24 protein-coding genes are annotated in these 26814 nt (G+C 59.1%); 14 read left to right on the forward strand and 10 right to left on the reverse strand.

Annotation, left to right across the window (positions count from 1 at the left end):
- The first annotated feature begins 30 nt into the window (after nt 1–30).
- Nucleotides 31–2121, forward strand: coding sequence for a methyl-accepting chemotaxis protein McpU (mcpU, locus tag ATU_RS10615; RefSeq protein ID WP_010972114.1), 2091 nt, complete (start codon nt 31–33; stop codon nt 2119–2121).
- Between the two features lie 295 nt (nt 2122–2416).
- On the forward strand, nt 2417–2896 hold the full coding sequence (locus tag ATU_RS10620) for a DUF2938 domain-containing protein (protein ID WP_010972115.1): 480 nt from the start codon (nt 2417–2419) through the stop codon (nt 2894–2896).
- Between the two features lie 41 nt (nt 2897–2937).
- On the opposite strand, the gene ypfJ is transcribed toward ATU_RS10620, so the two are convergent.
- Both ypfJ and ATU_RS10630 read right to left on the reverse strand, forming a co-directional pair.
- Complete coding sequence (gene ypfJ / locus ATU_RS10625; RefSeq protein ID WP_010972116.1) at nt 2938–3855, reverse strand: KPN_02809 family neutral zinc metallopeptidase; 918 nt, start codon at nt 3853–3855, stop codon at nt 2938–2940.
- Between the two features lie 98 nt (nt 3856–3953).
- Nucleotides 3954–4442 carry a DUF2306 domain-containing protein gene (locus ATU_RS10630; protein WP_010972117.1) on the reverse strand — a complete coding sequence of 163 codons (489 nt, stop codon included), beginning with the start codon at nt 4440–4442 and terminating at the stop codon, nt 3954–3956.
- Nucleotides 4443–4534: 92 nt separating this feature from the next.
- Here ATU_RS10630 and ATU_RS10635 point away from each other — a divergent pair, with 92 nt between their 5' ends.
- The 3 genes from ATU_RS10635 to ATU_RS10645 all read left to right on the forward strand — a co-directional run bounded on the left by ATU_RS10635 (nt 4535) and on the right by ATU_RS10645 (nt 9398).
- Nucleotides 4535–5356, forward strand: coding sequence for a LytTR family DNA-binding domain-containing protein (locus ATU_RS10635; RefSeq protein WP_046033582.1), 822 nt, complete (start codon nt 4535–4537; stop codon nt 5354–5356).
- Nucleotides 5357–5511: 155 nt separating this feature from the next.
- On the forward strand, nt 5512–9000 hold the full coding sequence (gene carB, locus ATU_RS10640; protein WP_010972119.1) for a carbamoyl-phosphate synthase large subunit: 3489 nt from the start codon (nt 5512–5514) through the stop codon (nt 8998–9000).
- A 209-nt stretch (nt 9001–9209) separates the two neighbouring features.
- Entirely contained in the window at nt 9210–9398 is a 189-nt protein-coding gene (locus ATU_RS10645) for a type II toxin-antitoxin system antitoxin (protein WP_010972609.1), read from the forward strand.
- A 46-nt stretch (nt 9399–9444) separates the two neighbouring features.
- On the opposite strand, the gene ATU_RS10650 is transcribed toward ATU_RS10645, so the two are convergent.
- The 3 genes from ATU_RS10650 to ATU_RS10660 form a co-directional block, all read right to left on the reverse strand.
- Nucleotides 9445–10584 (reverse strand): GGDEF domain-containing protein, encoded by a 1140-nt coding sequence (locus ATU_RS10650; protein WP_010972120.1) that lies wholly within the window; start codon nt 10582–10584, stop codon nt 9445–9447.
- A gap of 152 nt (nt 10585–10736) precedes the next feature.
- Nucleotides 10737–12182: a UdgX family uracil-DNA binding protein gene (locus tag ATU_RS10655; protein WP_010972121.1), complete on the reverse strand. Its 1446-nt coding sequence runs from the start codon at nt 12180–12182 to the stop codon at nt 10737–10739.
- Nucleotides 12182–13414 (reverse strand): putative DNA modification/repair radical SAM protein, encoded by a 1233-nt coding sequence (locus tag ATU_RS10660; protein WP_010972122.1) that lies wholly within the window; start codon nt 13412–13414, stop codon nt 12182–12184. Before ATU_RS10660 ends, ATU_RS10655 begins: the two co-directional genes overlap by 1 nt.
- A 221-nt stretch (nt 13415–13635) precedes the next feature.
- Here ATU_RS10660 and greA point away from each other — a divergent pair, with 221 nt between their 5' ends.
- Both greA and ATU_RS10670 read left to right on the forward strand, forming a co-directional pair.
- The gene (greA, locus tag ATU_RS10665) at nt 13636–14112 is read left to right on the forward strand and encodes a transcription elongation factor GreA (protein WP_010972123.1); all 477 of its coding nucleotides are present in this window, start codon (nt 13636–13638) and stop codon (nt 14110–14112) included.
- 80 nt (nt 14113–14192) lie between these two features.
- Nucleotides 14193–15248 carry a glycosyltransferase family 4 protein gene (locus tag ATU_RS10670; RefSeq protein WP_010972124.1) on the forward strand — a complete coding sequence of 352 codons (1056 nt, stop codon included), beginning with the start codon at nt 14193–14195 and terminating at the stop codon, nt 15246–15248.
- Between the two features lie 30 nt (nt 15249–15278).
- Here ATU_RS10670 and ATU_RS10675 read toward each other — a convergent pair whose 3' ends face one another.
- Nucleotides 15279–15746, reverse strand: coding sequence for an Lrp/AsnC family transcriptional regulator (locus ATU_RS10675; protein ID WP_006310592.1), 468 nt, complete (start codon nt 15744–15746; stop codon nt 15279–15281).
- 254 nt (nt 15747–16000) lie between these two features.
- On the opposite strand from ATU_RS10675, the gene trxB reads away from it, so the two are divergent.
- The 4 genes from trxB (at nt 16001) to ATU_RS10695 (ending at nt 20022) form a co-directional block, all read left to right on the forward strand.
- Entirely contained in the window at nt 16001–16975 is a 975-nt protein-coding gene (gene trxB / locus ATU_RS10680) for a thioredoxin-disulfide reductase (protein WP_010972126.1), read from the forward strand.
- Nucleotides 16976–16999: 24 nt separating this feature from the next.
- Nucleotides 17000–17896, forward strand: a complete 897-nt coding sequence (locus tag ATU_RS10685; protein WP_035214662.1) for a LysR family transcriptional regulator VtlR — start codon at nt 17000–17002, stop codon at nt 17894–17896.
- A 600-nt stretch (nt 17897–18496) separates the two neighbouring features.
- The gene (locus tag ATU_RS10690) at nt 18497–18787 is read left to right on the forward strand and encodes an ArsR/SmtB family transcription factor (RefSeq protein WP_010972127.1); all 291 of its coding nucleotides are present in this window, start codon (nt 18497–18499) and stop codon (nt 18785–18787) included.
- Nucleotides 18788–18909: 122 nt separating this feature from the next.
- Nucleotides 18910–20022, forward strand: a complete 1113-nt coding sequence (locus ATU_RS10695; protein WP_010972128.1) for an alkene reductase — start codon at nt 18910–18912, stop codon at nt 20020–20022.
- A 46-nt stretch (nt 20023–20068) separates the two neighbouring features.
- Here the strand turns inward: ATU_RS10695 and ATU_RS10700 are convergent, their stop codons facing one another.
- A complete protein-coding gene (locus tag ATU_RS10700) occupies nt 20069–20458 on the reverse strand; it encodes a DUF6220 domain-containing protein (RefSeq protein WP_010972129.1) in 390 nt (129 codons plus the stop codon).
- Nucleotides 20458–21495, reverse strand: coding sequence for an NAD-dependent epimerase/dehydratase family protein (locus ATU_RS10705; RefSeq protein ID WP_010972130.1), 1038 nt, complete (start codon nt 21493–21495; stop codon nt 20458–20460). Before ATU_RS10705 ends, ATU_RS10700 begins: the two co-directional genes overlap by 1 nt.
- A 90-nt stretch (nt 21496–21585) precedes the next feature.
- Here ATU_RS10705 and ATU_RS10710 point away from each other — a divergent pair, with 90 nt between their 5' ends.
- Nucleotides 21586–22530: a LysR family transcriptional regulator gene (locus ATU_RS10710; RefSeq protein ID WP_006310604.1), complete on the forward strand. Its 945-nt coding sequence runs from the start codon at nt 21586–21588 to the stop codon at nt 22528–22530.
- Nucleotides 22531–22830: 300 nt separating this feature from the next.
- On the opposite strand, the gene ATU_RS10715 is transcribed toward ATU_RS10710, so the two are convergent.
- Nucleotides 22831–23097 (reverse strand): DUF2188 domain-containing protein, encoded by a 267-nt coding sequence (locus ATU_RS10715; protein ID WP_006316370.1) that lies wholly within the window; start codon nt 23095–23097, stop codon nt 22831–22833.
- 195 nt (nt 23098–23292) lie between these two features.
- Here ATU_RS10715 and ATU_RS10720 point away from each other — a divergent pair, with 195 nt between their 5' ends.
- Nucleotides 23293–24399: a calcium:cation antiporter gene (locus ATU_RS10720; protein WP_010972133.1), complete on the forward strand. Its 1107-nt coding sequence runs from the start codon at nt 23293–23295 to the stop codon at nt 24397–24399.
- Between the two features lie 59 nt (nt 24400–24458).
- Here ATU_RS10720 and ATU_RS10725 read toward each other — a convergent pair whose 3' ends face one another.
- Entirely contained in the window at nt 24459–25661 is a 1203-nt protein-coding gene (locus tag ATU_RS10725) for a pyridoxal phosphate-dependent aminotransferase (protein ID WP_010972134.1), read from the reverse strand.
- 211 nt (nt 25662–25872) lie between these two features.
- Here ATU_RS10725 and ATU_RS10730 point away from each other — a divergent pair, with 211 nt between their 5' ends.
- The gene (locus ATU_RS10730) at nt 25873–26799 is read left to right on the forward strand and encodes an EAL domain-containing protein (RefSeq protein WP_006316373.1); all 927 of its coding nucleotides are present in this window, start codon (nt 25873–25875) and stop codon (nt 26797–26799) included.
- The last annotated feature ends 15 nt before the right edge of the window (nt 26800–26814 follow it).

A 26814-nucleotide genomic window follows, 5' to 3' on the forward strand; every position in this document is an offset into this window, starting at 1 on the left:
ACGGTACATCCGGCTTCAAGGATCCGTAGCTTGCCAAAGAAAACCAATCTTATGACGCGCATTCTGGTTGCAGCGTCATCTCTTGTCGTTGCAGCCTTTGCAGGCTTTTCCTATTACATCGACAGCCTCCAGCATCGGGTTACTACCGAAGCAGTCGCGGAAAACATTGATTCTTCCGGCAAGCAGGCTGCGCAAAGCATCGCCAACTGGCTGAACGGTCGCATCATGCTGACACAAACGGTGGCGGCAACCCTGGCCAAGCTTCCGGATGACGAGGCAAAGCTGCGTTTTCTGGAAAATGACGTGCTGACGGCACAGTTCATGTCGACCTATTTCGGCAATGCCGAGACAGGCACCTTCACCACCTTCCCGAAGACACCGCTGCCGGAAGGTTACGATCCGCGCAAGCGTCCGTGGTATCTGGATGCGGTGAAAGCCGGCAAGACGGTTCTGACGGAACCCTATAATGACGCCTCGACCGGAGGCCTTATCATCACCGCCGCTATTCCCGTTTCCATCGATGGCAAGCTTGCCGGTGTGACAGGCAGCGATTTCTCGCTGGATTCGCTGGTGAAGATGATCAAGTCGGTGGATGCCGGCACGGATGGCTACGCGTTCCTCGTCAGCAAGGACGGCAAAATCCTCATTCATCCGGATCCAAAATTCGTCGACAAGCCGCTGGCCGATCTCTTCAAGGTCGATACGCCGGCGATTTCCTCCGCGATTTCCCAGACCGAAATCGACGGCAAGGGCAAGATCACCAGCTTCATCCCGGTTGCGGGCCTGCCTTCGGTCGACTGGTATCTCGGTTTCGTCGTGGATTCCGACGTCGCCTACAGCGCGATCGGCCAGTTCCGCCTGGCGGCGACCATCGCAACGGTTCTCGCCGCCGCGATCATGATTGGCCTGCTGGCGACCGTGCTGTCCCGCTTCATCGTCCGCCCTGTCACGCAGATGACCTCTGCCATGGAAGGTCTTGCCGCCGGTAATCTCGATGTCGGCATTCCCGGCCAGGAACGCACCGACCAGATCGGCTCCATGGCTGCAGCCGTCGCCGTGTTCCGCTCGAACGCAATGGAGCGCCTACGCCTTGAGGGCGATGCCGAACAGAACCGCACGCTTTCCGAACAGGAGCGCAACGAGCGCGAAAGAACCGCAGCAAAAGACGCGGCGGATATCCAGTTCGCGGTCGACTCGCTTGCCAAGGGTCTGGCGCATCTTTCCGATGGCGATCTCAACTATCGCATCGACACGCCTTTCGTGACCCGCATCGATCGCCTTCGTAACGATTTCAACAATTCCGTTGCGAAGCTGAATGCGGCGCTCAGCACGGTCGGCCAGAATGCGCTCGCCATCGACGCCGGAGCCGGCGAAATCCGCCAGTCCGCCGACGATCTGGCACGCCGCACCGAGCAGCAGGCGGCCTCCGTCGAGGAAACCGCCGCAGCACTCGAAGAGATCACCACGACGGTGAAGGATTCCGCCCGCCGTGCCGAAGAAGTCGGCCGTCTGGTCGATCGCGCCCGCGGCAATGCCGAACAGTCCGGCGTCATTGTGGAAGATGCCGTGCGTGCCATGGAAGGCATCGAAAAATCCTCGTCGGAGATCAGCAACATCATCGGCGTAATCGACGAGATCGCCTTCCAGACCAACCTCCTGGCGCTGAATGCCGGTGTCGAAGCCGCCCGCGCCGGTGAGGCCGGCAAGGGTTTTGCCGTCGTCGCACAGGAAGTGCGCGAACTCGCCCAGCGCTCCGCCAATGCCGCCAAAGCGATCAAGACATTGATCAACGCCTCGACATCGCAGGTGCAGTCCGGCGTCGAACTCGTCGGCAATGCCGGCAAGGCGCTGGAAACCATCGTTCGCGAAGTGCAGGAGATCAACCGCCACATCGATGCCATCGTGACATCGTCGCGCGAACAGTCGACCGGACTTCAGGAAATCAACACCGCCATCAACACCATCGATCAGGGCACGCAGCAGAATGCCGCCATGGTCGAGGAACAGACGGCGGCAAGCCACGGCCTTGCCTCGGAAGCGGCGGCGCTCAACGAGTTGCTTGCACAGTTCCAGCTCGCCGCCGCCACGCGGCGGCAGGCGGAATATGGTCGGGCTGCTTAACGGGATAAACAATTTGTTGGATTCGCTACAGCAGGCAGACATCCGTCAAACATTACCCCCCTCTTGGCGTCATCCTCGGGCTTGTCCCGAGGATCTAACCACGTCTCATTGATCGACACGTTGCAGATGCTCGGGACAAGCCCGAGCATGACGGAGGAGAGGTTTAGCCTGTCTCTCACCAATCTCATGGCCGGAGCAATCCGGCCATTTTTCTTCGCCACCCCGGCAATAGACCATTCCCGCCATCGACCCAATCCGCTAGAGCTTGATCGATCATGATCATGCGGAGGGATCTATGCTGGAACTGATTTGGCGCGGCATTGCCATGGGCATTGGCGGCACCGTGTTTATGGATATATGGGCAATCATTCTGCACCGGTTTTTCGGCCAGTCCGCGCCGAACTGGGCGCCGGTCGGCCGCTGGTTCTGGCATGTGCCGAAGGGTCGGATATTTCACGACAGCATCGCCACGGCGACACCCTATGAGCACGAACTGGCGCTCGGCTGGATTTCGCATTACGCCGTCGGCATCCTCTACGGCATCATTCTCGCGCTGGTCGTCCCGGCCGCATGGTTTGCCAATCCGTCCTTCATCGAGCCGTGGATCGTCGGCATCGTAACGGTCGGCGCGGGCTGGTTCCTGCTGCAGCCGGGGCTGGGCATCGGCTGGGCGGCATCGAAGACGCCGAACCCCACAAAGGTCCGTATCCTGAACCTCGTGGCCCATACCATCTTCGCGCTGGGCATGTATGCCGTGGCGCTCTTGATGAGCTGAATGAAAAAGGGGGCTGAAAGCCCCCTTTTTCATCTGATCTCTCAGATATTCGCCGAGAAAGTATCGCAATCCTCGACACGACCATTCTGGAAGCCGCGCTTGAACCATTCCATGCGCTGCGCCGAGGTGCCGTGGTTGAAACTGTCAGGCACCACATAACCTTGCGTCTGCTTCTGCAACGTATCGTCGCCGATCTGATGGGCCGCATTCAGCGCTTCCTCAAGATCGCCGGTCTCGAGAATGCCCTTCTGTTCGGTGAACTTGCCCCAGATGCCGGCATAACAATCCGCCTGAAGCTCCACACGCACCGACATCTTGTTTGCATCCGTCTGGCTCATCGACTGGCGGCGACGGTTGAACTCCGGCAGGACACCGGTGAGGTTCTGTACGTGGTGGCCAACCTCATGCGCAATCACATAGGCCTGCGCGAAGTCGCCGGACGCGCCGAAACGCTGATCCAGTTCCTTGAAGAAGTTGGTATCGAGATAGACCTTGCGGTCACCAGGGCAATAAAACGGGCCGCTGGCAGCGGAAGCATTGCCACAGGCGGAAGAAACCTGCCCGGAGAACAGCACCAGCGTCGGTTTCTGATAGGTCTCACCGGCGGATTGGAAGATACCGCTCCAGGTATCCTCGGTTTCCGCCAGCACGGTGCGCACGAAAGCCGTCGTCTCATCGGATGACTGGCCCTGCGGACGTGTGCCGGATTGCTGGGTTCCCGATTGCGTCGTGCCGCCGCCATCCATCGACATATCGCCGCCGGTCAGCAGCGTCAGTGGGTTGATGCCAAGCACCCAGCTGATCAGAAGAATGACCAGAAGACCACCAATCCCTATACCGCCGCCGCGACGCCCGATTGGCACGCGCATCCCGCCTCGGGAAAAAGGATCACCCGAACCCGCCGACATGCCGCGCCGGTCCTCGATATTGTCCGACTGGCGACGCCCTTTCCATTCCATATTTTTCTCCCGGCGAACGTCGCCTCAACAAGCTGCTTTATAACGGCACTATAATACATCTTGTTCCGGAAGAAAGCAGAGGAGGCCAACGGAACCTTTCATATGGTCCGACGGCGCTGTTTCAATACCGTCAGAAACAGGAAGGCAAACACCAGCACACCGGCGGAAAGGGCCACAAAATCGGCTTTTCCGTCACCCAAAACGGCCTCATGCATGATACGTCCGGGAAGGAAGGTGAAGCCGCCGGCAATCACGATACCGCCGAGATAAACACTCTGCATGATGCGCCTATGGCGTCGGATATCGCCGCGGCGCGCGAAATAGACCGATTGCAGACAGCCGTAAATGGTGAAGATGGACAGCAGATGGATCGGGCTGAAACCATAAAACACCTTCAATTCATGGATGAAGAAGGTCGAAACTGATGTCGCGACCATCAGCGCCACCCAGATCTTGCCGAGCAGCCGGTGGATGGCGGTGCCCTTGGGACGCAGGAAAATGAAGGCGCCAAGAACGGCTGCAGGTATAACGGTGGCGACATGGAACTGCACGGCAAGCGGTGCATCTAACAAAGGCTGGAATGACATGGGCGCTGCTTCGGCTCGGTTGAAATCACCGGCAATTTCAGCGAAACATACGGACAAGAAAAACGGATTGGCGCCATCAGCAGGAAAACTTCGTGGATCACCCGTATCTGCAATCCACGCTTCGTGAAATGCGCGCCATCCTGCAATCGCGCAGGCTGTGGCTGACATTTCTTGCCGTGCTGGCGATTTTCATTCTGACCGGGCCTTTCGGGACCAGCGAAACCATGAGCTTCGCCGATCGGCTGCTTTACTGGACGATCGTCCAGGGGGGCGCCTGGATGTTCGCCATATCCTTTTCGGTCATCGCCAATACAATCCTTGCAGGCCACATCGGCAACATGCTGACACGCATGATGATCGGCTCGCTGACGTCTGCACTGCCTATCGGGCTGCTGCTCACGGTCACCAATCAGATTTTCTACGGCAGGGAGATGGCTCTTGCATCGGTTCTGAAAAGCAGCCTCTCATCCCTGCCCCTCTGCGCGATCTTTTGCCTGTTGAGTTATCTCACGACCTGCCGGTCCTTCGAAAAAGTGGTGGAGGCTGCAACGGACATAAATGCAGATGCCGATCTTGACGTGAACGCCAGTATCCCATTGTTGGAGCGGCTGCCGCCGCAAAAGCGCGGAGAGTTGCTGCGACTATCCGTGCAGGATCATTACACGCAAATCGTCACCACGCGCGGGCAGCAGCTGGTTCTGCTGCGTTTTGCCGATGCGCTGAAAGAACTCGGCCAGACGGCGGGCCTGCAGGTGCATCGTTCCCACTGGATTGCCGATGCCGACATTGTTTCCCTCCGGAAACAGGCCGGTCGTCTGCATGTCATGACGAGAGACAGCACGGAAATCCCGGTTAGCCGCTCTTACCGTGCTGCGGTACAGGCCCGTTTCGCCACGCAAGTCCCTATCCGTTAAGGTTTCTGTCGATTCCGGAATTTATGGGGTTCCGTTCTCAAAAACATTTGCCTATAAGCCGCTTCTAGCCTGAAAACTTTGAATTGCGCGCACCGGCCGGTGATCCGTCACCCTGGCTGGTGCTTTGCGCAACCAAAAAGCGGAACGAGAGAGCCATGCCGAAGCGCCAAGATATCAAGTCCATCCTCATCATCGGCGCGGGACCGATCGTTATCGGTCAGGCATGTGAATTTGACTATTCCGGCACGCAGGCGTGCAAGGCGCTGAAGGAAGAGGGTTACCGGGTCATTCTGGTCAACTCCAACCCGGCCACCATCATGACCGATCCCGGTCTTGCCGATGCCACTTACGTCGAGCCGATCACACCGGAAGTCGTCGCCAAGATCATCGCCAAGGAGCGCCCGGATGCGCTTCTGCCGACCATGGGCGGCCAGACCGCGCTGAACACTGCGCTTTCTCTCAAGCGCATGGGCGTTCTCGATCGCTACAATGTCGAAATGATCGGCGCCAAGCCCGAAGCCATCGACATGGCTGAAGACCGCGCTTTGTTCCGCGAGGCGATGGCCCGCATCGGCCTTGAAACGCCGAAGTCGATGCTCGCCAACGCCACTGAAATCAAGGACGCCGACCGCAAGACGCACGAAGCCGCCCGCACTGAACTCAAGGCAAAACTGTCAGGCGCAGAGCTGGACAAGGCTCTCGACAACCTCGAAAACCAGTGGAACCTCGGCGAGACGGACCGCAAGCAGCGCTATATCAGCCACGCCATGGCCATTGCCGCGCAGGCCATCGACGTCGTCGGCCTGCCCGCCATTATCCGCCCTTCCTTCACCATGGGCGGCACAGGCGGCGGCATCGCCTATAACCGCTCGGAATTCTTCGAAATCATCGGCGGCGGTCTCGACGCATCGCCCACCACCGAAGTGCTGATCGAAGAATCCGTTCTCGGCTGGAAAGAATATGAAATGGAAGTGGTCCGCGACAAGGCGGACAACTGCATCATCATCTGCTCCATCGAAAACATCGACCCGATGGGCGTGCACACCGGCGACAGCATCACCGTTGCCCCTGCTTTGACGCTGACCGACAAAGAATACCAGATGATGCGCAACGCATCGATTGCGGTGTTGCGCGAGATTGGCGTCGAGACCGGCGGCTCCAACGTGCAGTTCGCCGTGAACCCGAAGGATGGCCGTCTGGTCGTCATCGAAATGAACCCGCGCGTTTCCCGCTCCTCGGCTCTTGCTTCCAAGGCAACCGGCTTCCCGATTGCCAAGGTCGCCGCCAAGCTCGCTATCGGCTATACGCTGGACGAGCTGGAAAACGACATCACCGGCGGCGCCACGCCTGCGTCCTTCGAGCCCTCCATCGACTACGTCGTCACCAAGATCCCGCGTTTCGCCTTCGAGAAATTCCCGGGCGCCTCGCCGATCCTCACCACCGCCATGAAGTCGGTCGGTGAAGTCATGGCCATCGGCCGTACCTTTGCCGAATCGCTGCAGAAGGCGCTGCGTGGCATGGAAACCGGCCTCACCGGTCTCGATGAAATCGAAATCCCCGGTTACGAGGAAGGCGAAGGTTCCAAGAACGCCATCCGTGCCGCCATCGGCACACCGACGCCCGACCGCCTGCGCATGGTCGCACAGGCGATGCGCATGGGAATGAGCGAAGAAGAGGTCCACGAAAACTCGAAGATCGATCCGTGGTTCATCGCCCAGCTTAAGGCCATCGTCGACATGGAGGCCCGCATTCGCGAGCATGGCCTGCCGCAGGATGCCGAAAACCTGCGCATGCTGAAAGCCATGGGCTTCTCCGACGCCCGCCTCGCCAGCCTGACGTCCAAGCGCCCGAAGGAAGTGGCCGAGCTGCGTAACAGCCTGAACGTTCGCCCGGTCTTCAAGCGCATCGACACCTGCGCTGCAGAGTTCGCTTCGCCCACTGCCTACATGTATTCGACCTATGAGACGCCCTTCGTCGGCGCTGCCCGCTCGGAAGCGCAGGTTTCCGACCGCAAGAAGGTCGTCATTCTCGGCGGCGGTCCGAACCGTATCGGCCAGGGTATCGAGTTCGATTATTGCTGCTGCCACGCCGCCTTCGCCCTGAAGGATGCCGGCTTCGAAGCCATCATGATCAACTGCAACCCGGAAACCGTTTCGACAGACTACGACACCTCCGACCGCCTCTATTTCGAGCCGCTGACGGCCGAAGACGTGATCGAGATCATGCGCGCCGAGCAGGAAAAGGGCGAGCTGGTCGGTGTCATCGTGCAGTTCGGTGGCCAGACGCCGCTGAAGCTCGCCGAAGCGCTGGAAAAGAACGGCATCCCGATCCTTGGCACCGCGCCTGACATGATCGACCTTGCCGAAGACCGCGACCGCTTCCAGAAGCTGCTGATGAAGCTCGATCTTGCCCAGCCGAACAATGGCATCGCCTATTCGGTCGAGCAGGCTCGCCTCGTCGCCTCGGAAATCGGTTTCCCGCTGGTCGTGCGTCCGTCCTACGTGCTGGGTGGCCGCGCCATGCAGATCATCCATTCGGAAGGCCAACTCCAGACCTATCTGCTCGACACCGTTCCCGGTCTCGTACCAGAGGATATCAAGCAGCGTTACCCGAACGACAAGACCGGTCAGATCAACACCCTGCTCGGCAAGAACCCGCTTCTGTTCGACAGCTACCTGACCAACGCCGTCGAAGTCGACGTCGATGCGCTGTGCGACGGCGAAAACGTCTTCGTCTCGGGCATCATGGAGCACATCGAAGAGGCCGGCATCCATTCGGGCGACTCGGCCTGCTCACTGCCGTCCCGTTCGCTCAGCAAGGAAACCCTCGATGAACTGGAACGCCAGACGACGGCGCTTGCCAAGGCACTCAAGGTCGGCGGCCTGATGAACGTGCAATACGCCATCAAGGACGGCACGATCTACGTTCTCGAAGTCAACCCGCGCGCCTCGCGTACCGTGCCTTTTGTTGCCAAGACCATCGGCGCGCCGATCGCCAAGATCGCCGCCCGCGTCATGGCCGGCGAGAAGCTTGATGCGGCGATTGCCGCTTATGGCGAGAAGCCCGATCCGCGCAACCTGAAGCACATCGCCGTCAAGGAAGCCGTCTTCCCCTTCGCACGCTTCCCCGGCGTCGACATCCTGCTCGGACCGGAAATGCGCTCGACCGGCGAAGTCATCGGCCTCGACACCGATTTCGCACTGGCCTTCGCCAAGAGCCAGCTCGGCGCCGGCGTCGACCTGCCGCGCTCCGGCACGGTCTTCGTTTCGGTGCGTGACGAGGACAAGGAAGGCGTGCTTTCCGCCATCCGCATTCTCGTGGAAAGCGGCTTCAAGGTGCTGGCAACCGGCGGCACCCAGCGTTTCCTCGCCGAACAGGGCATCAACGCCGAAAAGATCAACAAGGTGCAGGAAGGCCGTCCGCATATCGAGGACGCCATCCGCAACCGTCAGGTCCAGCTGGTCATCAACACCACCGACAGCAACAAGGCGATCTCGGATAGCAAGTCGCTACGCCGCGCAACGCTGATGCAGAAGGTGCCTTACTACACGACGATGGCCGGTGCGGAAGCAGCAGCGCTTGCCATCAAGGCGCTGAAGGCCGGCAATCTGGAAGTGAAGCCGCTGCAAAGCTACTTCAACTAAGACTGCTGCGGGAAAGCCCACAAGATTGAAAACAAGACGCCGCGGGTCACCATGCCTGCGGCGTTTTGTTTTGCGCAATCCCGCTGCAATCTAGTTCCCATATCAAAACGACATCATTCTCACATGAGGCTCATGATGACTTTTTGCGTTCCCGAAAAACCCTCCCCCACCGCCGGCCGCGCCGCGCCCCTGAATTCGAGGGTTAATTCATGATCGGACGTCCTTCAGGGCCACAGCGGGTGGCATTTCCGCTTCGAATCGAACCCGCCATATTGAACGCGATCCGGCAGACCGCGAGCGGTGAGTTGCGCAGCATCAATGCCCAGATCGAAATTCTACTGAAAGAGGCCTTGCGACATCGCGCCACTGCAGATGCAGCGAAAGAGCCGACAGGCTGAGCAGAGGCTGCCATCTTGGGAAAACAGGCGCAGGCTTTTCCGCTTCTTACGCGGCCAGCGCCTCGCGAACGCAATTGCGCCCTTCGGTCTTTGCCCGGTAAAGCGCTCGATCCGCCTTTTCGGCGAGCATCTGGAGATCGCAGCGCATATCGCCTGTGGTGGCAACGCCGATGCTGATGGTCACCCCGACACGCAGACCGCCGCAATCGACCTCATTTATCGCAACCGCGTCGCGAATGCGCTCGCCGATCATGCAAGCCTTGTCCACACCGGCACCCGGCAGGAAAATGATGAATTCCTCGCCGCCGTAACGCGCCAGCACATCGCCGCCACGGATGCTGCCGCTGATGCGCCTTGCCACTTCCTGCAGCACGCTGTCGCCGACAGCGTGGCCGAAACGGTCATTGATCGACTTGAAGTGGTCAATGTCAAGCAACATGGCCGCATCAGCGGGATCGGGGGCTGCGGGCATGGTCTGGAAGAAGAAACGCCGGTTCTTGACGCCCGTCAGTGGATCGGTATTCGCCAGAACCAGCAATTTCCGTTCGGACCGCTCCGCTACCAGCATCATCACAAAGAGCGAGATGGCGAAGTTGAGCATGATAATGAAGAAAAACGCAGTGACCAGATTGATGCTGGCGTAACCAGGGAAAAGCACGCTTTTCATCACCGCCAGCGATATCAGACCGGAAACGCCTGTAATCGCACCGAGAGCCAGCCGGGAAAGAAGCGGCTCTTTCCGCCACCGGGCAAAAAGCACGCCCGCCCCGCCAAGATAGGCCAGAGCCGCACAGCCATTAAAAAGCGCCGCGCGAAACGTATTGTTGCCGGCCACCTGCAGCGCAACGCCAATCGCCAGCAGGGCGACAAGACAGGTAAACAAGATGGTTTTGCGATTGACAAAGCGTCCGTCGCTCAACGTCTTCAGCCCAAGCCAGATCAGCGCATATCCGGCAATACCGAACAAAACGCTGCCAAGCTCCCACAGCGCCGGCGAAAGTATCTTCCATTCGCCGTAACCGGCAAGCGTAGAGCCGACCGTCATCGCCGCGAAACCCGCCGCAAGATGAACGGGGCCGGGCAAACCGCGATTACTCATCTTCAGGTAGATAAAACTCAACAGCCCAACGATGTAAGAACATTTTTGCATCAGTATGACTGTTGCAAGGTCGAGTTCACCCAGCATAATATGCCCATACGGTAAATAAATTTTGAGAGAACCTATTATAATATGGAGATAAATTTTCAATAAAAATTACAGATAAACAACCTGTAAAAAGTATTATTGAGAATCATAGTCCACATTCAAAGTAAACGTTTAATACGTAAAAAAATATATTAGAATTTCCTTATTATCTCCATATCCATCCGGAAGCGCGCCATTTCCGCCTCTTTCGCCCTGATATCGGCAAGGCGCAGGAGATAGGACGGATGCACGGTGACAAAAAGCGTCCTGCCCTCCTCCATCGGTAAAGGACGCCCACGGATTTCGGAAACCTTCTCCTTGCCGCCGGTCAGCGCATAAAGCGCGGTTGCGCCCATGGCCACGATCAGTTTCGGCCGCACGAGCGCGATTTCCCGGTTAAGCCACCAGCGACATTGCTCCACCTCTCCCGCGTTGGGCCGCTGATGGATGCGCCTCTTGCCACGCGTCTCATATTTGAAGTGCTTGACGGCATTGGTGACGTAGAGCTTTTTGCGCTCGGCACCGATCTCACGGAGAGTTCTGTCAAAAAGCTGACCCGCCGGGCCTATGAAAGGCTTGCCGGCGAGATCTTCGTTATCACCGGGCTGTTCGCCGACGATCATGATATCAGCATCTTCGGGCCCCTCCCCGAAAACGGTCTGCGTCGCCTTGCAATGCAGGGCGCAGCGAGTGCATTGGCGAGCCTCCCGCGCCAGCGATTGAAGCGTGCCGTCCGACACCGGTTGCGGCATCTCGCGCGCAGACGCTGCGGCCTGCAGCCGGTGGTGGAAGGGTTGCGGCTGGCTTGCCGCCTTGGCCGCCATCTCCAGCACCCGCGCTTCTGCCCCTAGGACAAGACCGGGTATGAGGTCCGCTTCCGGCAGGTTCTTCCAGTATTTTTTCGGCATTTCCGCCGTCATCGCCTTGATCTTCAGGCGGGCCGGATTGAAAATATTGGCATAATAGGTTCGCCAGAGTTCATCCGTCTCATCCGTCAGATCGGGTTTTACCGCCGCCTCCCGCGAGGTCTGCAACTCATCTCCATCCCACCGAGCAGACCCTTTCGGCGTCGCGATCAGCCAGTCCATATCGGTGAACCGGCGCTGGAAAAACGCTGCCGTCCGCTCGACGATGAAATGATCCGGCTCGAACCAGGCAATAAACCGCCGACGCCCGCCCTGCCCCTGCGGCAGGGGCACTTCCTTGAAACGAACGAAGGCCGTCATCTTGTGACAGTCGCGGCGCACGGATTTCTCCAGCAGCCGCGCCTCGGCAACGTCAGGATCGGACTTGAACTGCAACAGGGCGCGATCCCGCTTCAGCCGCCACAACAGCCGGTAAAGCAGCGCGAAGCGGCCGGGCTCGCTGTGACAGATGATGGCCTGCGCCAGCGCGACGAAGGAGGCCGGGACGGAAACCTGCCCGTCCCCGGCAGCAACCACCGGCAATGGCTCACCCGCAAAGTCGAGAAGCCCCGCTCCGTCATCCCGCAGCCGCCAGTCAATCATTTCCGGCCGGATATCGGCGGCAAGGGCCGCACGTGCGGCATCTCGCCACTCGCCGAACTCGCCCCGCCCTTCCAGAACCGGTCCATACATCAGAGTAGCGACAATTGTTCGGGCTGCGGCGCAAACATCGCCCGCAGGTCCGGCCGTTCGGTCAACTTGCCCGGCGTCCAGCCGTCAGCCACGACGAAGGCCTTGACCTTTTTCAGCGACACGCCAAAACGCGCCAGATCTTCCAGCCGCAGACGCCGAAACCTGCGGGAAGACAGAATGGAGGCCACGGTCTTCGTGCCGAATCCGGGCACCCGCAGCAGCATTTCCCGATCCGCCACGTTGACATCCACCGGAAACCGGTCGCGCTGTTTCAGCGCCCAGGCGAGCTTTGGGTCGATATCGAGATCGAGCATGCCGTCGCCACCGATTGCCGTTATCTCGCCGATGTCGAAACCGTAAAAACGATAAAGCCAGTCCGCCTGGTAAAGCCGGTGCTCGCGCATCAGTGGCGGCTTGATGAGCGGCAGGTTTTTCGACGAATCCGGAATGGGGCTGAAAGCGGAATAATAGACGCGCCGCAGACCGTAACTGCCATAAAGCCGGGCGCTGGTGGAAAGAATGGTGCTATCGTCAGCGCCATCCGCCCCCACGATCATCTGCGTGCTCTGGCCGGCCGGCGCAAAACGTCTGGTCTTTTTTGTCCTGATGGTTGGCTCCCCCGCCTCTTCGATCTTCAGGCGGATATCCGCCATGGAGCGGCGAATATTGGCGGGCTGCTTTTCCGGCGCGAAACGACTGACACCGCTATCGGTGGGTAATTCAATATTGATCGACAGCCGATCAGCATAAAGCCCCGCCTCCTCGATGAGCCTGGGCGATGCTTCCGGAATGGATTTCAGATGGATATAACCGCGAAAACCATGGGTGACCCGCAACTCCCGCGCCACGCGCACCATCTCTTCCATCGTATGGTCGGACGAACGGATGATGCCGGAGGACAGGAACAGCCCCTCGATATAGTTGCGCCGGTAAAACTCCAGCGTCAGCCACACCACCTCCTCGGCGGTGAACCGCGCCCGCTCGACATTGCTGGAGGAGCGATTGATGCAATAGGCGCAGTCATAGATGCAGAAATTGGTGAGCAGGATCTTCAGCAGCGAAATGCAGCGCCCATCCGGCGCATAGGCATGGCAGATGCCCGACCCCTCCGTGGAGCCCAATCCGCCCGATGCTGCGGAGTTACGTTTCACCGTGCCGCTCGATGCGCAGGATGCGTCATACTTGGCCGCGTCGGAGAGAATGGCCAGCCTTTGCCTGATCGACTTCTTCATGGATATGTTCACTATATGTTCTATTGACGGCTGTCAATATTGGAAATTAAGCCATTGATTAATTAGAAAAATATCCTCGGCTCAAATTTGCTGGCATTTCGCTATCGTCTTCTGATATAGTCGGCTCAGTTCTGATTTTGGCATGGTTCCGGAGTTCCTCTCCGGAACCTGTTTCTTTTTGTGTCTGCAAGTAAAGCGACCGGAATACGAAGGATAAAAAAATGGTAGAAAAAGTACCGATGACTCAGGGTGGATTCGTCAAGCTGCAGGAGGAGCTGCGCTTTCGCCAGCAGGAGGAGCGTCCCCGTATCATCGAGGCAATTGCGGAAGCGCGCGCCCATGGCGACCTTTCGGAAAATGCCGAGTACCATGCTGCCAAGGAAGCACAGAGCCACAATGAAGGCCGCATCACCGAACTCGAAGACCTGACCGCGCGCGCGGAAGTCATCGATCTTTCCAAGATGTCCGGTTCCAAGATCAAGTTCGGCGCCACCGTCAAGCTCATCGATGAAGACAGCGACGAGGAAAAGACCTATCAGATCGTCGGCGATCAGGAAGCCGATGTGAAGGCCGGCCGCATTTCCATCTCCTCGCCGATTGCCCGCGCCCTCATCGGCAAGGAAGTCGGCGACAGCATAGAAGTCAACGCGCCGGGTGGTGCCAAGGGTTACGAGATTCTCGCAGTTCAGTGGGGCTGATTGGCCCGATGCGATGCGCCTCGAGCGGGCGCATCGCTCCCTGACGAATCAACCTTCAGCCGCAGAGACGGAAGCCCATCTTGTCCCACGTCAGTCTGAAAGATGTGCAGGTACTCGCGCCGAATTTCAAGCGCAGGCTCTCCGGCGTCACCTCAACCATCGTTCAGCTCATTCCGGTGCAGAACCGGCTGGGGCAGAAGGTGGGCACCATCGGCCCCGGCCTGCCGCCGCATCTGCCGCATGTGCGCTTCCGTGACCTGTGGCGGCTTTGGCAAAACGGCCCCTCTGGCGGCCCGCGCATCTGGCATGCCCGCCGCAATCTGGAAATGCTGCCGGGCATTTTCATGCGGGACGTTCTGCGCATGAAGGTGAAGCTGCTCTTCACGTCAGCCGCACAGAGACGGCATTCCGCCTATACACGCTTTCTGATTTCGAAAATGGATGCGGTGGTTGCGACCAGCACCCGCTCCGGCTCGTTTCTCGAAGTACCCCACCGCGTCGTCATGCATGGCGTCGATACCGAGCTGTTCCACCCGGCTACAGGCCCCGAAGACACGATCGCGGCAACCGGCCTACCGGGACACTATCTGCTCGGCTGCTTCGGGCGGGTGCGCCATCAGAAGGGCACCGACCTCTTCGTGCGCGCCATGATCGAGCTTCTGCCCCACTACCCGCAGTGGACCGCTGTCGTTTCCGGCCGCGTAACGGCAGAACACAAGGCCTTCGGTGATACGCTCAAGGCCGATGTCGCCGCAGCCGGCCTTACCGACCGGATCATCTTTCAGGGTGAAGTTGACGACATCAAGCCCTGGTACCGTCGGCTGACGCTTTATGTCGCACCATCCCGCAACGAAGGCTTCGGCCTGACGCCACTCGAAGCCATGGCCTCGGAGACGGCCGTTGTCGCCAGCAATGCCGGCGCCTATGAGGAAATGATCGTCACTGGCGAAACCGGGTGGGTCGTCGGCGCGGGCGACTACGCATCGCTCAGAGATGCGATAAAGACCTATCTGGCCGATCCTGCTCTGGCCAAAGCTCATGCAAGCGCCGGACTTGCGCATGTGCGCAGCACTTTCCCGCTGGAAAAAGAAGCGACATGCCTCGGTGAAGTCTATGAGGCGTTACAGCGGGGGTGATATCCCCAAAATCGGCTAAAAGCCGGCTGCTCAGATTTCCACGAGGCCGACACGCTTGACCTGACGGATGGTCAGCATGGTGCGCACCGTGTCGACATTCTCATCCGCCGTCAGAACCTCGATGACGAAATCCTGAAACTCCGTCAGGTTCTTCGCGACGCAATGCAGCAGGAAATCGCTTTCGCCCGACACCATCCAGGCCTGCCGCACCAGCGACCATCCGCCCGTCGCCGCCGCAAAGGCCTTCAGATTACTGTCGGACTGGCGCTTGAGGCCAATCATGCAGAAGGCGACGAGGTCGAAACCAAGCTTCGGCGCGTTCAACATGGCGTGATAACCCTGGATCACGTCAGCTTCTTCCAGCTTGCGGACACGCCTGAGGCATGGCGGTGCGGAAATTCCGACCCTTTCGGCCAGCTCCACGTTGGTCATGCGCCCGTCGCGCTGCAATTCGCGCAGGATTTTCAGATCGATGGCATCGAGTTCGACGCTGGTCACGGAGAAGTACCTCGTTAAGCTGGAGAACTTCCTTGTACTATTCGGCGCAGGATTCGCAACATTATGCCAACGCCCGGTCACAAAATTGCGCACACATCCACAACTGCCTTGTTGGTAACGCAAGGCTGCCCTTGAATAAAGACACTAGACAACCTTAAATACCGGGCAACGAAGGGGTTGCGGCCTATCCGCCGTCTTGCGGCTGGATGGCTTTGCCGCCGAAAGGCCCCGCTGCTGAAAAAAGGAATATTTCCATGTCTGCCCGCCACACGAAGGTATTGATCATTGGCTCCGGTCCCGCCGGCTATACCGCGGCGATCTACGCGGCCCGCGCAATGCTGAAACCCGTGCTGATTGCCGGCATGGAACAGGGTGGCCAGCTGATGATCACCACCGATGTTGAAAACTACCCGGGCTTCGCCGATCCGATCCAGGGCCCGTGGCTGATGGACCAGATGCTGAAGCAGGCAACCCATGTGGGCGCGGAAATCGTCAGCGACCTCGTCACCGAAGTTGAGACCAACGTGCGGCCTTTCGTGGTCAGGACCGATTCGGGTCAGGTCTGGACCGCCGACACGCTAATCATCGCAACCGGTGCCAAGGCCAAATGGCTCGGCATCGAGAGCGAGCAGCACTTCCAGGGCTTCGGCGTCTCCGCCTGCGCCACCTGCGACGGGTTTTTCTATCGCAACAAGGATGTGATCGTGGTCGGCGGCGGCAACTCCGCCGTGGAAGAGGCGCTTTATCTCGCGCATATCGCCAAATCGGTCACCGTCGTGCACCGCCGCGACAGCTTCCGCTCGGAAAAAATCCTGCAGGAACGGCTGTTTGCCAAGGAAAACGTCAAGATTCTCTGGAATACGGAAATTGCCGAAATCACCGGCGCACCGGCAAAGCCGCCGATGCCGCCTTCCGTTTCCGGCGTCAGGCTGCGTGACACCAAGACTGGTGCGATCAGCGATACGCCCATTGATGGCGTTTTTGTCGCCATCGGCCACGCCCCGGCGGTCGAACTGTTCAAGGGCAAGGTGAAGCTCAAGGATAACGGCTACATGTGGACTGCTCCTGATTCCACGGCCACCGACGTGGAAGGCATCTTCGCCGCCGGCGACGTCACCGACGACATTTACCGCCAGGCAATCACCGCCGCCGGCATGGGCTGCATGGCCGCCCTCGAAGCAGAACGCTATCTCACGGCGCAACAACCGCTCGCGGTTGCAGCGGAATAACCGAAAGGCAGGATAGGCATGGCAATGCCATTGGACTGGGATAAACTGCGCATTTTTCATGCCGCAGCCGAAGCGGGGTCTTTTACCCACGCTGCCGACAAGCTGCATTTGTCCCAGTCGGCCATCAGCCGCCAGGTCAGCGCACTGGAACAGGATGTCGGCGTCAAGCTGTTCCACCGCCATGCCCGCGGCCTGATCCTCACCGAACAGGGCGAGCTGCTGTATCGCACCGCCCATGACGTGCTGCTGAAGCTCGAAACGGTGAAGATGCAACTGACCGAAACGACGGAGAAGCCGAGCGGCAAGCTGCGCGTGACGACGACGGTTGGTCTCGGCCAGGGCTGGCTGACGGACAAGGTGCAGGAATTCCTGCAACTCTATCCGGAAATGTCGATCCAGCTCATCCTCGACAACGAGGAACTGGACGTGAACATGCGCCATGCCGATTGCGCCATCCGCCTGCGCCAGCCGCAGCAGTCGGACCTTATCCAGCGCAAGCTGTTCACGGTGCACATGCACGTCTATGCCGCACCGTCATATATCAATCGCCATGGCGAGCCGCAATCGGTCGAAGATCTCGACAATCACCGCATCATCTCCTTTGGCGAACCCGCGCCTAACTATCTGCTCGACGTTAACTGGCTGGAGAATGCCGGACGATCGTCCGACAACACGCGCATTCCGCATCTGCAGATCAACAGCCAGACCTCGATCAAGCGCGCGTGCCTGCTGGGGATTGGTATTGCCTGTTTGCCCGACTATATCGTCGGTCGCGATCCCGGCCTCATCCAGCTGTCGCTCGCCGCAGATATTCCGTCCTTCGATACCTATTTCTGCTATCCCGACGAGATGAAAAACGCTGCAAAGCTGAAGGCTTTCCGCGACTTCATCGTCGCCAAGGCGCGGAACTGGAACTTCTGACGTAAAAATAATCGACGTCGAAAGATAATCTTTAAAATTCAAAGCCTTGTAAAGGTAGAAGCAAGAGGGGCGCGCAGGCGCCCTTCTTCAGCTTTGCACATAAAATATACCGGAAATATCGAGGGCTGCGTGCGACGCATGCCTGACCTGCACAAAAAAGAGTTGTTTCGTGCACAAAAAAACACCAAATAGCTCTCAGTTGATGCACACGGTGGCTTTTCCTCCCAGTTCCACCGCATCAGCTGTTCCCCTCTGGAGGTTTTTGACCTTCACACTTAAAGGGCCCTGGATCTATCCGGCGGCCCTCTTTTTTTACCCGCAAGAATTTTCTCCAAATTGGCGAAATATCGCATGATGCAACCTTGTTTTGCATTCTTGCCACTCCCATATTTTAGTTAGCTGTCACGCTTGCCCACGGCACGCGACAGCTGTTCCCCTCTGGAGGTTTTGACCTTCAAACTTGTCAGGCCGCGGAGCAATCCAGCGGCCTTCTTTTTTGGAGCCGCCTGCCCGCTTGCCACGATGCTCACAGAGACGTGACTTGTATATCGACAATTTCCGATATACATATCGGTCATGTCAGATATTAAAGAAGCACAGATGAACCCGGAGGAAGTCCTCAAAGCCCTTTCACACCCGGCAAGGCTGAAATTTCTGGAATGGCTGAAAAACCCTGAAAGTCATTTCTGCCAGGAGCACCCGCTCAGCATGGGTGTGTGCGCCAACCAGTTTCAGATCAGCGGCCTGTCGCAATCCACCGTATCGTCGCATCTGGCGGTGTTGCAGGCAGCCGGCCTCATCCGGTCGAAAAAGGTCGGGCAATGGGTGTTTTTCGAACGCAACGAAGAAACCATCGATGCCTTCCGCCATTATCTGCAAGCCAATCTCTGAGCCTCCCAAGCTTTGAGCCCCGGGGTGCTGGACTGGAAACCACAGCGGTTTTCGTTCCGGCACCCGAAAAACAAAGCGCGCCTGCCGCGCAATTACGCCAACCGACCAGAAAGTGAAGTCGCATGACCAGTCTTTTCGAACCGGCACAGGCCGGCGATATCGCACTCGCCAACCGTATCGTCATGGCTCCCCTCACCCGCAACCGTTCGCCGGGGGCAATTCCCAACAATCTCAACGCCACCTATTACGAGCAGCGCGCCACGGCTGGGCTGATCGTCACCGAAGGTACGCCGATTTCCCAGCAGGGTCAGGGTTACGCTGACGTTCCGGGCCTCTACAAGCAGGAAGCGATCGAGGGCTGGAAAAAGATCACCGACGGCGTGCACTCGGCCGGCGGCAAGATCGTTGCGCAGATCTGGCATGTGGGCCGCATTTCCCATACTTCGCTGCAGCCGCATGGCGGCCAGCCGGTCGCACCATCAGCCATTCCTGCCAAGTCGAAGACCTATATCATCAATGATGACGGCACCGGCGCCTTTGCCGAGACCTCCGAGCCCCGCGCGCTCACCATCGACGATATCGGCCTCATCCTCGAGGATTATCGTAGCGGTGCACGCGCAGCCCTGGAGGCCGGTTTCGACGGCGTCGAAATCCATGCCGCCAACGGTTACCTGATCGAGCAGTTCCTGAAATCCAGCACCAACCAGCGCACGGATGATTACGGCGGCTCGATCGAAAACCGCGCCCGCTTCCTGCTGGAAGTTGTCGACGCGGTTGCGGAAGAGATCGGCGCGGGCCGCACCGGCATCCGCCTCTCCCCCGTCACCCCGGCCAACGATATTTTCGAGGCCGATCCGCAGCCGCTTTATAATTACGTGGTGGAAGAACTCGGCAAGCGCAATCTCGCCTTCATCCATGTGGTCGAAGGCGCAACGGGCGGACCGCGTGATTTCAAACAGGGCGACAAGCCGTTCGATTACGCGACCTTCAAGGGCGCCTATCGCAATGCAGGCGGCAAGGGCCTGTGGATTGCCAATAATGGTTACGACCGCGAGAGCGCCATCGAAGCCGTGGAAAGCGGCAAAGTCGATGCCGTCGCCTTCGGCAAGGCCTTCATCGCCAATCCGGATCTGGTGCGTCGCCTCAAAGACAACGCGCCCTTGAACGAACCGAACCAGCCGACCTTCTATGGCGGCGGAGCCGAAGGTTATACCGACTATCCGGCACTCGGCTGATAAACTGAAACGCCGCACCGCCCTTTGGCTGTGCGGCATTTTTCTTTCAGCGCGGGCCTCTCGCCTGCCGCGCGGCAAAATCTGAAAACGCACCCATGATGAAGGCGTTGGGCACATGCAGCGCCTGCAGGAAACCATTGCCCGTTTCCCGGCCGATGCTCATCAACGCCACCTGCAGGCAATAGAGGGCGAGCAGCACTAGAGAACGGGCAAGATTCGGCCGCAGATCATCATCACGCAGCGCCAGGACCACCAGTGAGATGATGGGAACGGCGATGAAGATGCCAAGCCCTTTGTGCAGCGAAAGCAGCGACCCGTCATAGTAGATCGACAGCCCGGCCAGCAGCACCTGCGCGAAAATCAGCACCGGCACCACAGCCGATACCACGGCAAAGATACCGCGCTGGCGAGATGATCCACCCGTTGCCGTGGCCATCACACCCTCCCCCCGGCATCGACCGGGCGATGAAGGCTGGCCGGCACCCGCGGCTGTTCGATGCAGCCAAGGCTTGTCAATGTCGCCGATACCGCAATATCAACAGGCGTCTTTGGCTCCGCGCCGAGGAAATCCGTAAGCTTGCCATTGCTCATGCGCAGCGGCATATGCCAGAGATATTGCATTTCCAGCACTTCACGGAACAGGGGAACGAAGGGGGCGGCCAATTTGATGGCCAACCAGGACATCCGCCGCATCTTGACCGGACGACCAACGGCCCGCTCGATCGCCCCGACTAATTGCAGACCGTCGAAATCCCAGAAACCCTCCATATGATAGACGGCGAAGGGGGGAAGTTCGCCCGAACGATCCAGCAGCCGTCCGATCGTCTCGGCCACGTCAGGCAGATAGGCCCATTGATGCCCGGCATGCGGTGCGGCGGGGTTCTGGACGCTGCGCACCGGTTTGCCCGGCCGCACCAGCATTTGCGAAAACCAGTTGTTCTTTGCATCCGGCCCGAAAAAGTCCCCGGCGCGGACGATCAGCACCGGTACGCCGCGCATCGATGCCATCTTCAGCCGCCGCTCCATCTCCACGCGAAGCGCGCCCTTGCGGGTGAACGGTTGCTGCGGGCTGTCCTCCTTCAGCAGCGGAAAGGCATCCGGCCCGAAATTATAGACAGTGCCCGGAAGGAGGATCCTTGCTCCGCAGGCTTCGGCGGCGGCGATGGTGTTGTCGAGCATGGGCAGCACCTGCCTCTCCCAATCGCGATAGCCGGGAGGATTGACGGCGTGGACGATGAGCGTGGCGCCTTTCGCGGCGTCCATCACATCCTGCCGGTTCATCACGTCGCCGGTCACGCGCTCGATGCCATCAGACGCGCCGGCCGCCACACGCTGACGCGTCAGCGCCCGCACCTGCCAGCCGCGTTGCAGCAACATCTTCAAGACGTGGCTGCCGACACCGCCATTGGCGCCCAGGACCAGGGCCAGAGGCCCATTATTCTCTGCCGTATTTGCATGGTTTTCATATATCATCGCAGTTACTCCTTCTTCTGAACTGGAGTATCGGCGTGATGTGCGATATACGAAATTGTCGAAATAGGTGGAGCGGCCATACAAAATTTTATGACCAAAAGCCGGGATGTCAGCTGGGATTTTTACCGCACCTTCCTCAGCGTGCTGCGTGACGGCTCGCTTTCCGCCGCCGCGCGCGAGCTCGGTATCACGCAGCCGACGGCGGGGCGGCACATTGGTGCGCTGGAAGAGGCCGTCGGATTTCCGCTGTTCATCCGCTCCCCGCACGGGCTGATGCCGACGGAGGCCGCCCTGGCGCTCAGGCCCTATGCGGAAAATCTGGCGGCGACGGCGGCCGCCCTCATGCGCGCGGCCTCCGGCGAGGTCGGCAAGATCGAAGGCACCGTGCGCATCAGCGCATCGGATATTATCGGCGTGGAAATGCTGCCACCGATCGTCGCCCTGATGCAGGAGGTCCACCCCCGGCTGGAAATTGAGCTTTCTCTCTCCGATACGCTGGAAGACCTGTTGCGGCGTGAGGCCGACATCGCCATCCGCATGACCGAACCGCAGCAGGATGCGATCGTCATGCGCTACATCGGCAATTTCCGCCTCGGATTTCATGCGACGCGCGACTATCTGGCAAAAGCCGGCATTCCAAAAGCCATGGAAGAACTGAACGAGCACCGGATGGTCGGTTTCGACCGCAAGACGCCCTTCATCCGGGCGGCTATCCAGCGGATGCGTTCGCTTGATCCCGACATACCCGATATTGAAGATATTTCCTTCGAAATCCGCGCCGACAGCAACCTCGCCCAGCTTGCCATGATCCGCGCCAGCGCGGGTATCGGCGTCTGCCAGATCGGCCTGGCGCGCAAGGACCCCCGGCTAGTCCACGTTCTTCCAGATATCGATATTCCGCTGCACACCTGGGTGGCGATGCACGAAAACCTCAAGACCTCGCCGCGGTGCCGTGCCGTTTTCAGTGCTCTCGTCGAGGGTCTGAAAGCCCATCTCAAGGAAACCGATCCGAACGCCCCGCCAAAACGGCGTTAGAGTTTGTCCATTCACAGCGGACCGGAGGTGCGTGGAGCTTTACCCCCCTCTGCCCTGCCGGGCATCTCCCCCTCAAGGGGGGAGATCGGCAAGAGGCCCTTTCATCGCTTCATTCTCAAGCGTCCAGAAGTGCGAAACCTTGCCGCAGATCGATCTCCCCCCTTGAGGGGGAGATGCCCGGCAGGGCAGAGGGGGGTAAAGCTCCACGCACCTCCGGTCCGCTGTGAATGGACAAACTCTTGAAAGCCACTACATCAAATGACTGCAGGGCCGCTTCTCCAGAAATCCGCAGCCCACCCGTCAAAACGGTCTGGCCAGATCCGTCGTCTTGTCCACCACCTCGGCTTCCGGCCGGTCGCCGCCCTGGCTATATTCCTCATGCCATTGGCCGCGCTCGTCCTGATAGCTGATTTCCTCGTCATCACCGCCCACCTGCTGTTCGGCGGCGACGATGCGGGCTGCTTCGACGGCATCGGCATAGGTCGGGAAAGTTTCGGAATAGGCGCCGTTCATGCGGTAGGCGAAACCTCCGTCATGTTCGACGATTTCATACACCACTTTGGTCATGCATGGTCCTCCTGTTTCGGTAGGCGACATGGCAACCACAACCGCGCTTCAAGCATTGCACCCGACGGGGACACCGCGGCATGAGCAGCATGTCCTGCGACATCACTATCCTACCAAAAGCATTCAAGCGCAAATCCTGCTTGATCTGAGGGACGATACGTCACAGCCTAAGGCCTGTCAGGGGAAGGGAAATCGATGGTGGGTTCTATTTTGAAACAGGAGCGCATGCTGCTCCTGGCGATACCGGCGGCAATAGCGGCCTATATGGTGGAACATGCGATATTCGAAGCCGGAAAGACGGCGGGGCTGATTGCCGCAATCGTGCTCATCGGGCTCATCGTTCTCGTCTCGATGCGGGTTGCCCATCACGCTGAAATTCTCGCCGCCAAGGTCGGCGATCCCTACGGCACGATGATCCTCACACTCTCGGCGGTCGCCGTGGAAGTGCTGATCCTCGCCATCATCATGAGCGAATCCAGTTCGCCAACGCTGGTGCGCGATACGATCTACTCCGCCGTCATGATCGACATCAATGGCATCCTGGGGTTGGCCGCCCTGATCGGCGGTCTGCGCCACGGCGAGCAGCCCTATAATGACGATTCCGGCAAGACCTATGGTGTGATGATCCTCACCGCCATGGGCATTTCGATGATCGTGCCGGAATTCATTCCGCAACAGAGCTGGCACATCTATTCCGTGTTCACCATCGGGGCGATGATCGCGCTCTATGCGCTCTTCCTCAAGATGCAGGTCGGTCCGCACAGCTATTTCTTCAGCTATACCTATCCCCGCAAGGCGCATCCGGTCGGTCAGGCATCAGACGGGCATGGGCAAGAGGAAGACGAAGGCAGCGTGCCGCTCTCCATCGGCCTCATCATTGCCGGCGTGGTGCTGATCGGCGTGCTGGCGGAATTCATGTCGGCCTTCCTGGGCGAAAGCCTCGAGGGCACGAGCGCCCCGCCCGCGCTGATGGCGGTGGTGGTGGCGACGATCTCGGCATCGCCGGAAATCCTCACCGCGCTCCGGTCCGCCCTGCGCAACCGCATGCAGGCCGTGGTCAACATCGCCATGGGCGCCTCGCTGTCGACGGTGATCCTGACCGTGCCGGTCATGGAGGGCATCGCGCTTTATACCGGCCAGCCCTTCATCATGGCGATGACGCCGGTTCAGACCGTGATGGTCTTCATCACCCTCATCGCTGCGGCCATCAACCTCAACGACGGTGAAACCAATGCGATCGAGGGAATGACACATTTCATTCTCTTCGCCACCTTCATCATGCTGCTGTTTCTCGGGCTCTGACCGAAACGAAAAAAGCCCGGCATCGCTGCCGGGCTTCTTTATACAATATAGCGGGCCGATCAGCGGCAATCGGCGCAGAAACGCTGGATGCGCTTGCAGGCCTCTTCGAGAAGAGTTTCCGACGTGGCGTAGGAAATGCGGAAGTTCGGGCCAAGGCCGAAAGCCGATCCCTGCACGACGGCAACGCCTTCGGCTTCCAGAAGCTCGGAAACGAAATCCGTATCCGTCTCGATGACCTTGCCCGAAGGCGCGGTCTTGCCGATCAGGCCGGCGCAGGACGGGTAGACGTAGAATGCACCTTCCGGTGACGGGCAGCTGATGCCTTTAGCCTGATTGAGCATGGAAACGACGAGATCGCGGCGGCCTTCGAATATCTTCTTGTTTTCCGGAATGAAATCCTGGGTGCCGTTCAGAGCTTCGACAGCTGCCCACTGTGCGATCGAGCTTGCGCCTGAGGTCTGCTGGCCCTGGATCATGTCCATGGCCTTGATCAGCGGCAGCGGGCCGGCAGCGTAACCGATACGCCAGCCAGTCATGGCATAGGCCTTGGAAACGCCGTTCATCGTCAACGTCCGGTCATAGAGCGAAGGCTCGACTTCCACAGGGGTGACGAATTTGAAATCGCCATAGGTCAGGTGCTCATACATGTCGTCCGTCAGCACCCAGACATGCGGATGCTTGACCAGCACGTCCGTCAGCGCCTTCAGCTCGTCATGCGAATAGGCCGCACCCGAGGGGTTGGAAGGCGAGTTGAAGACGAACCACTTGGTCTTCGGCGTGATCGCCTTTTCCAGTGCTTCCGGCTTCAGCTTGAAATTGTCTTCGAGCGTGGCGTTGACGAAAACTGGCGTACCACCGCAGATCGCCACCATTTCCGGGTAGCTGACCCAGTAAGGCGCGGGAATGACAACCTCATCACCGGGGTTCAGCGTCGCCATGAAGGCGTTGAAGAGGATCTGCTTGCCGCCGGTGCCGACGATTGTCTGTTCCGGCTTGTAGTCGAGGCCGTTTTCACGCTTGAACTTGTCGGCAATCGCCTTGCGCAGTTCAGGAATGCCGGAAACCGGCGTGTATTTGGTTTCGCCGCGCTTGATGGCGTCAATGGCCGCTTCCTTGATATTATCGGGCGTATCGAAATCCGGCTCGCCGGCGCCAAGGCTAATCACATCGCGACCCTTGGCTTTCAGCTCACGGGCTTTCTGGGTAACGGCGATGGTGGCGGATGGCTTTACGCGGGAGAGAATGTCGGCAAGGAAGGCCATTTTTAATCGGTCCTATTGGGGTTGACATCGGCAGAGGCTGGAAATCTTGTCTGCTACGGCAATTTCTATGTCGAAAGACGGACATAGTTTCAAGGTCAAAAGCCGGCTTATCTGCACCAGCGGAGAATTTAAACCTTCCTTAACCCGGAAGTAACGCTTGATACGCTACATTGGCGAGCCTAGGGGTCGTGTCTCTATAGCTGGTTGAAAAATGGCGCCCAAAAGCATCTTTTCCAGTCTTGTCCGCGAGGTCGATGGCACATGGTCCACGGCCTATCAAACCTTCAACCTGAAATCGGCCCTGCAGCCGATTTTCCGTCGCACGGCAAGCGGCATGCTGGACATCGATTCCTTCGAAGGTCTGGTTCGGCCCCACCACAATGGCGAGCCGGTGACGCCGGGCGAATTCTTCTCGCTTGTTGCATCTGAAGACATTGAGAATATCGACAGCATCCTGCGCACGATCCATATCCTCAACACCGGCAAGCTCAACCGTTCCCGCGCCCGCATTTTCGTCAATTTCCATCCGGGCCTGTTCCAGACCCCGGCCAAGATGCGGCAGGAAGTGGAGCGCATGCGGCTGACCGCACACGAGGCCGGCATGACAGCGGACCGCATCGTCTGCGAAATCTCGGAGAAAAAGGCCTCCGACACCCAGATGGTCGCCGACTTCGCATATCATATGCACGATATCGGTTTCCGCGTGGCGCTGGACGACTATGGTGCCGGCGATTCCGACATCGACCGCGTCAAGCTCATCAAGCCGGATTACGTGAAATTCGAAGCGGGCTGGGTGCGCGATTTCATGCAGAATTCGGCCGGCGCCGCCCTCCTGCGCGTCATCGTCCGCCAGTTCCGCGAGGACGGCATAGAGCCCGTATTCGAAGGGCTGGAAACCAGTTGGCAGGTCGATCTGTGCGAAGACCTCGGCGTCCTGCTGATGCAGGGTTATGTTCTGGCAAAACCCGAACTCGCACCGACAAGTTTCGATACGCGCTTCCCGGAACTCGGCAGCGAATATTTCTCCCCTTCAAGGACGGAGAGAAACACGGCGGCACCGGCATTTTCCAGGGAAGACCGCGCGCCCGATCCGCATCCGCTACGCCAGGTCAGGACCTTCGGAAAACGCGGCCTCTGACGCCGTTTGCGGGAG

The sequence above is a fragment of the Agrobacterium fabrum str. C58 genome (assembly GCF_000092025.1).
Taxonomy (GTDB): Bacteria; Pseudomonadota; Alphaproteobacteria; order Rhizobiales; family Rhizobiaceae; genus Agrobacterium; species Agrobacterium fabrum.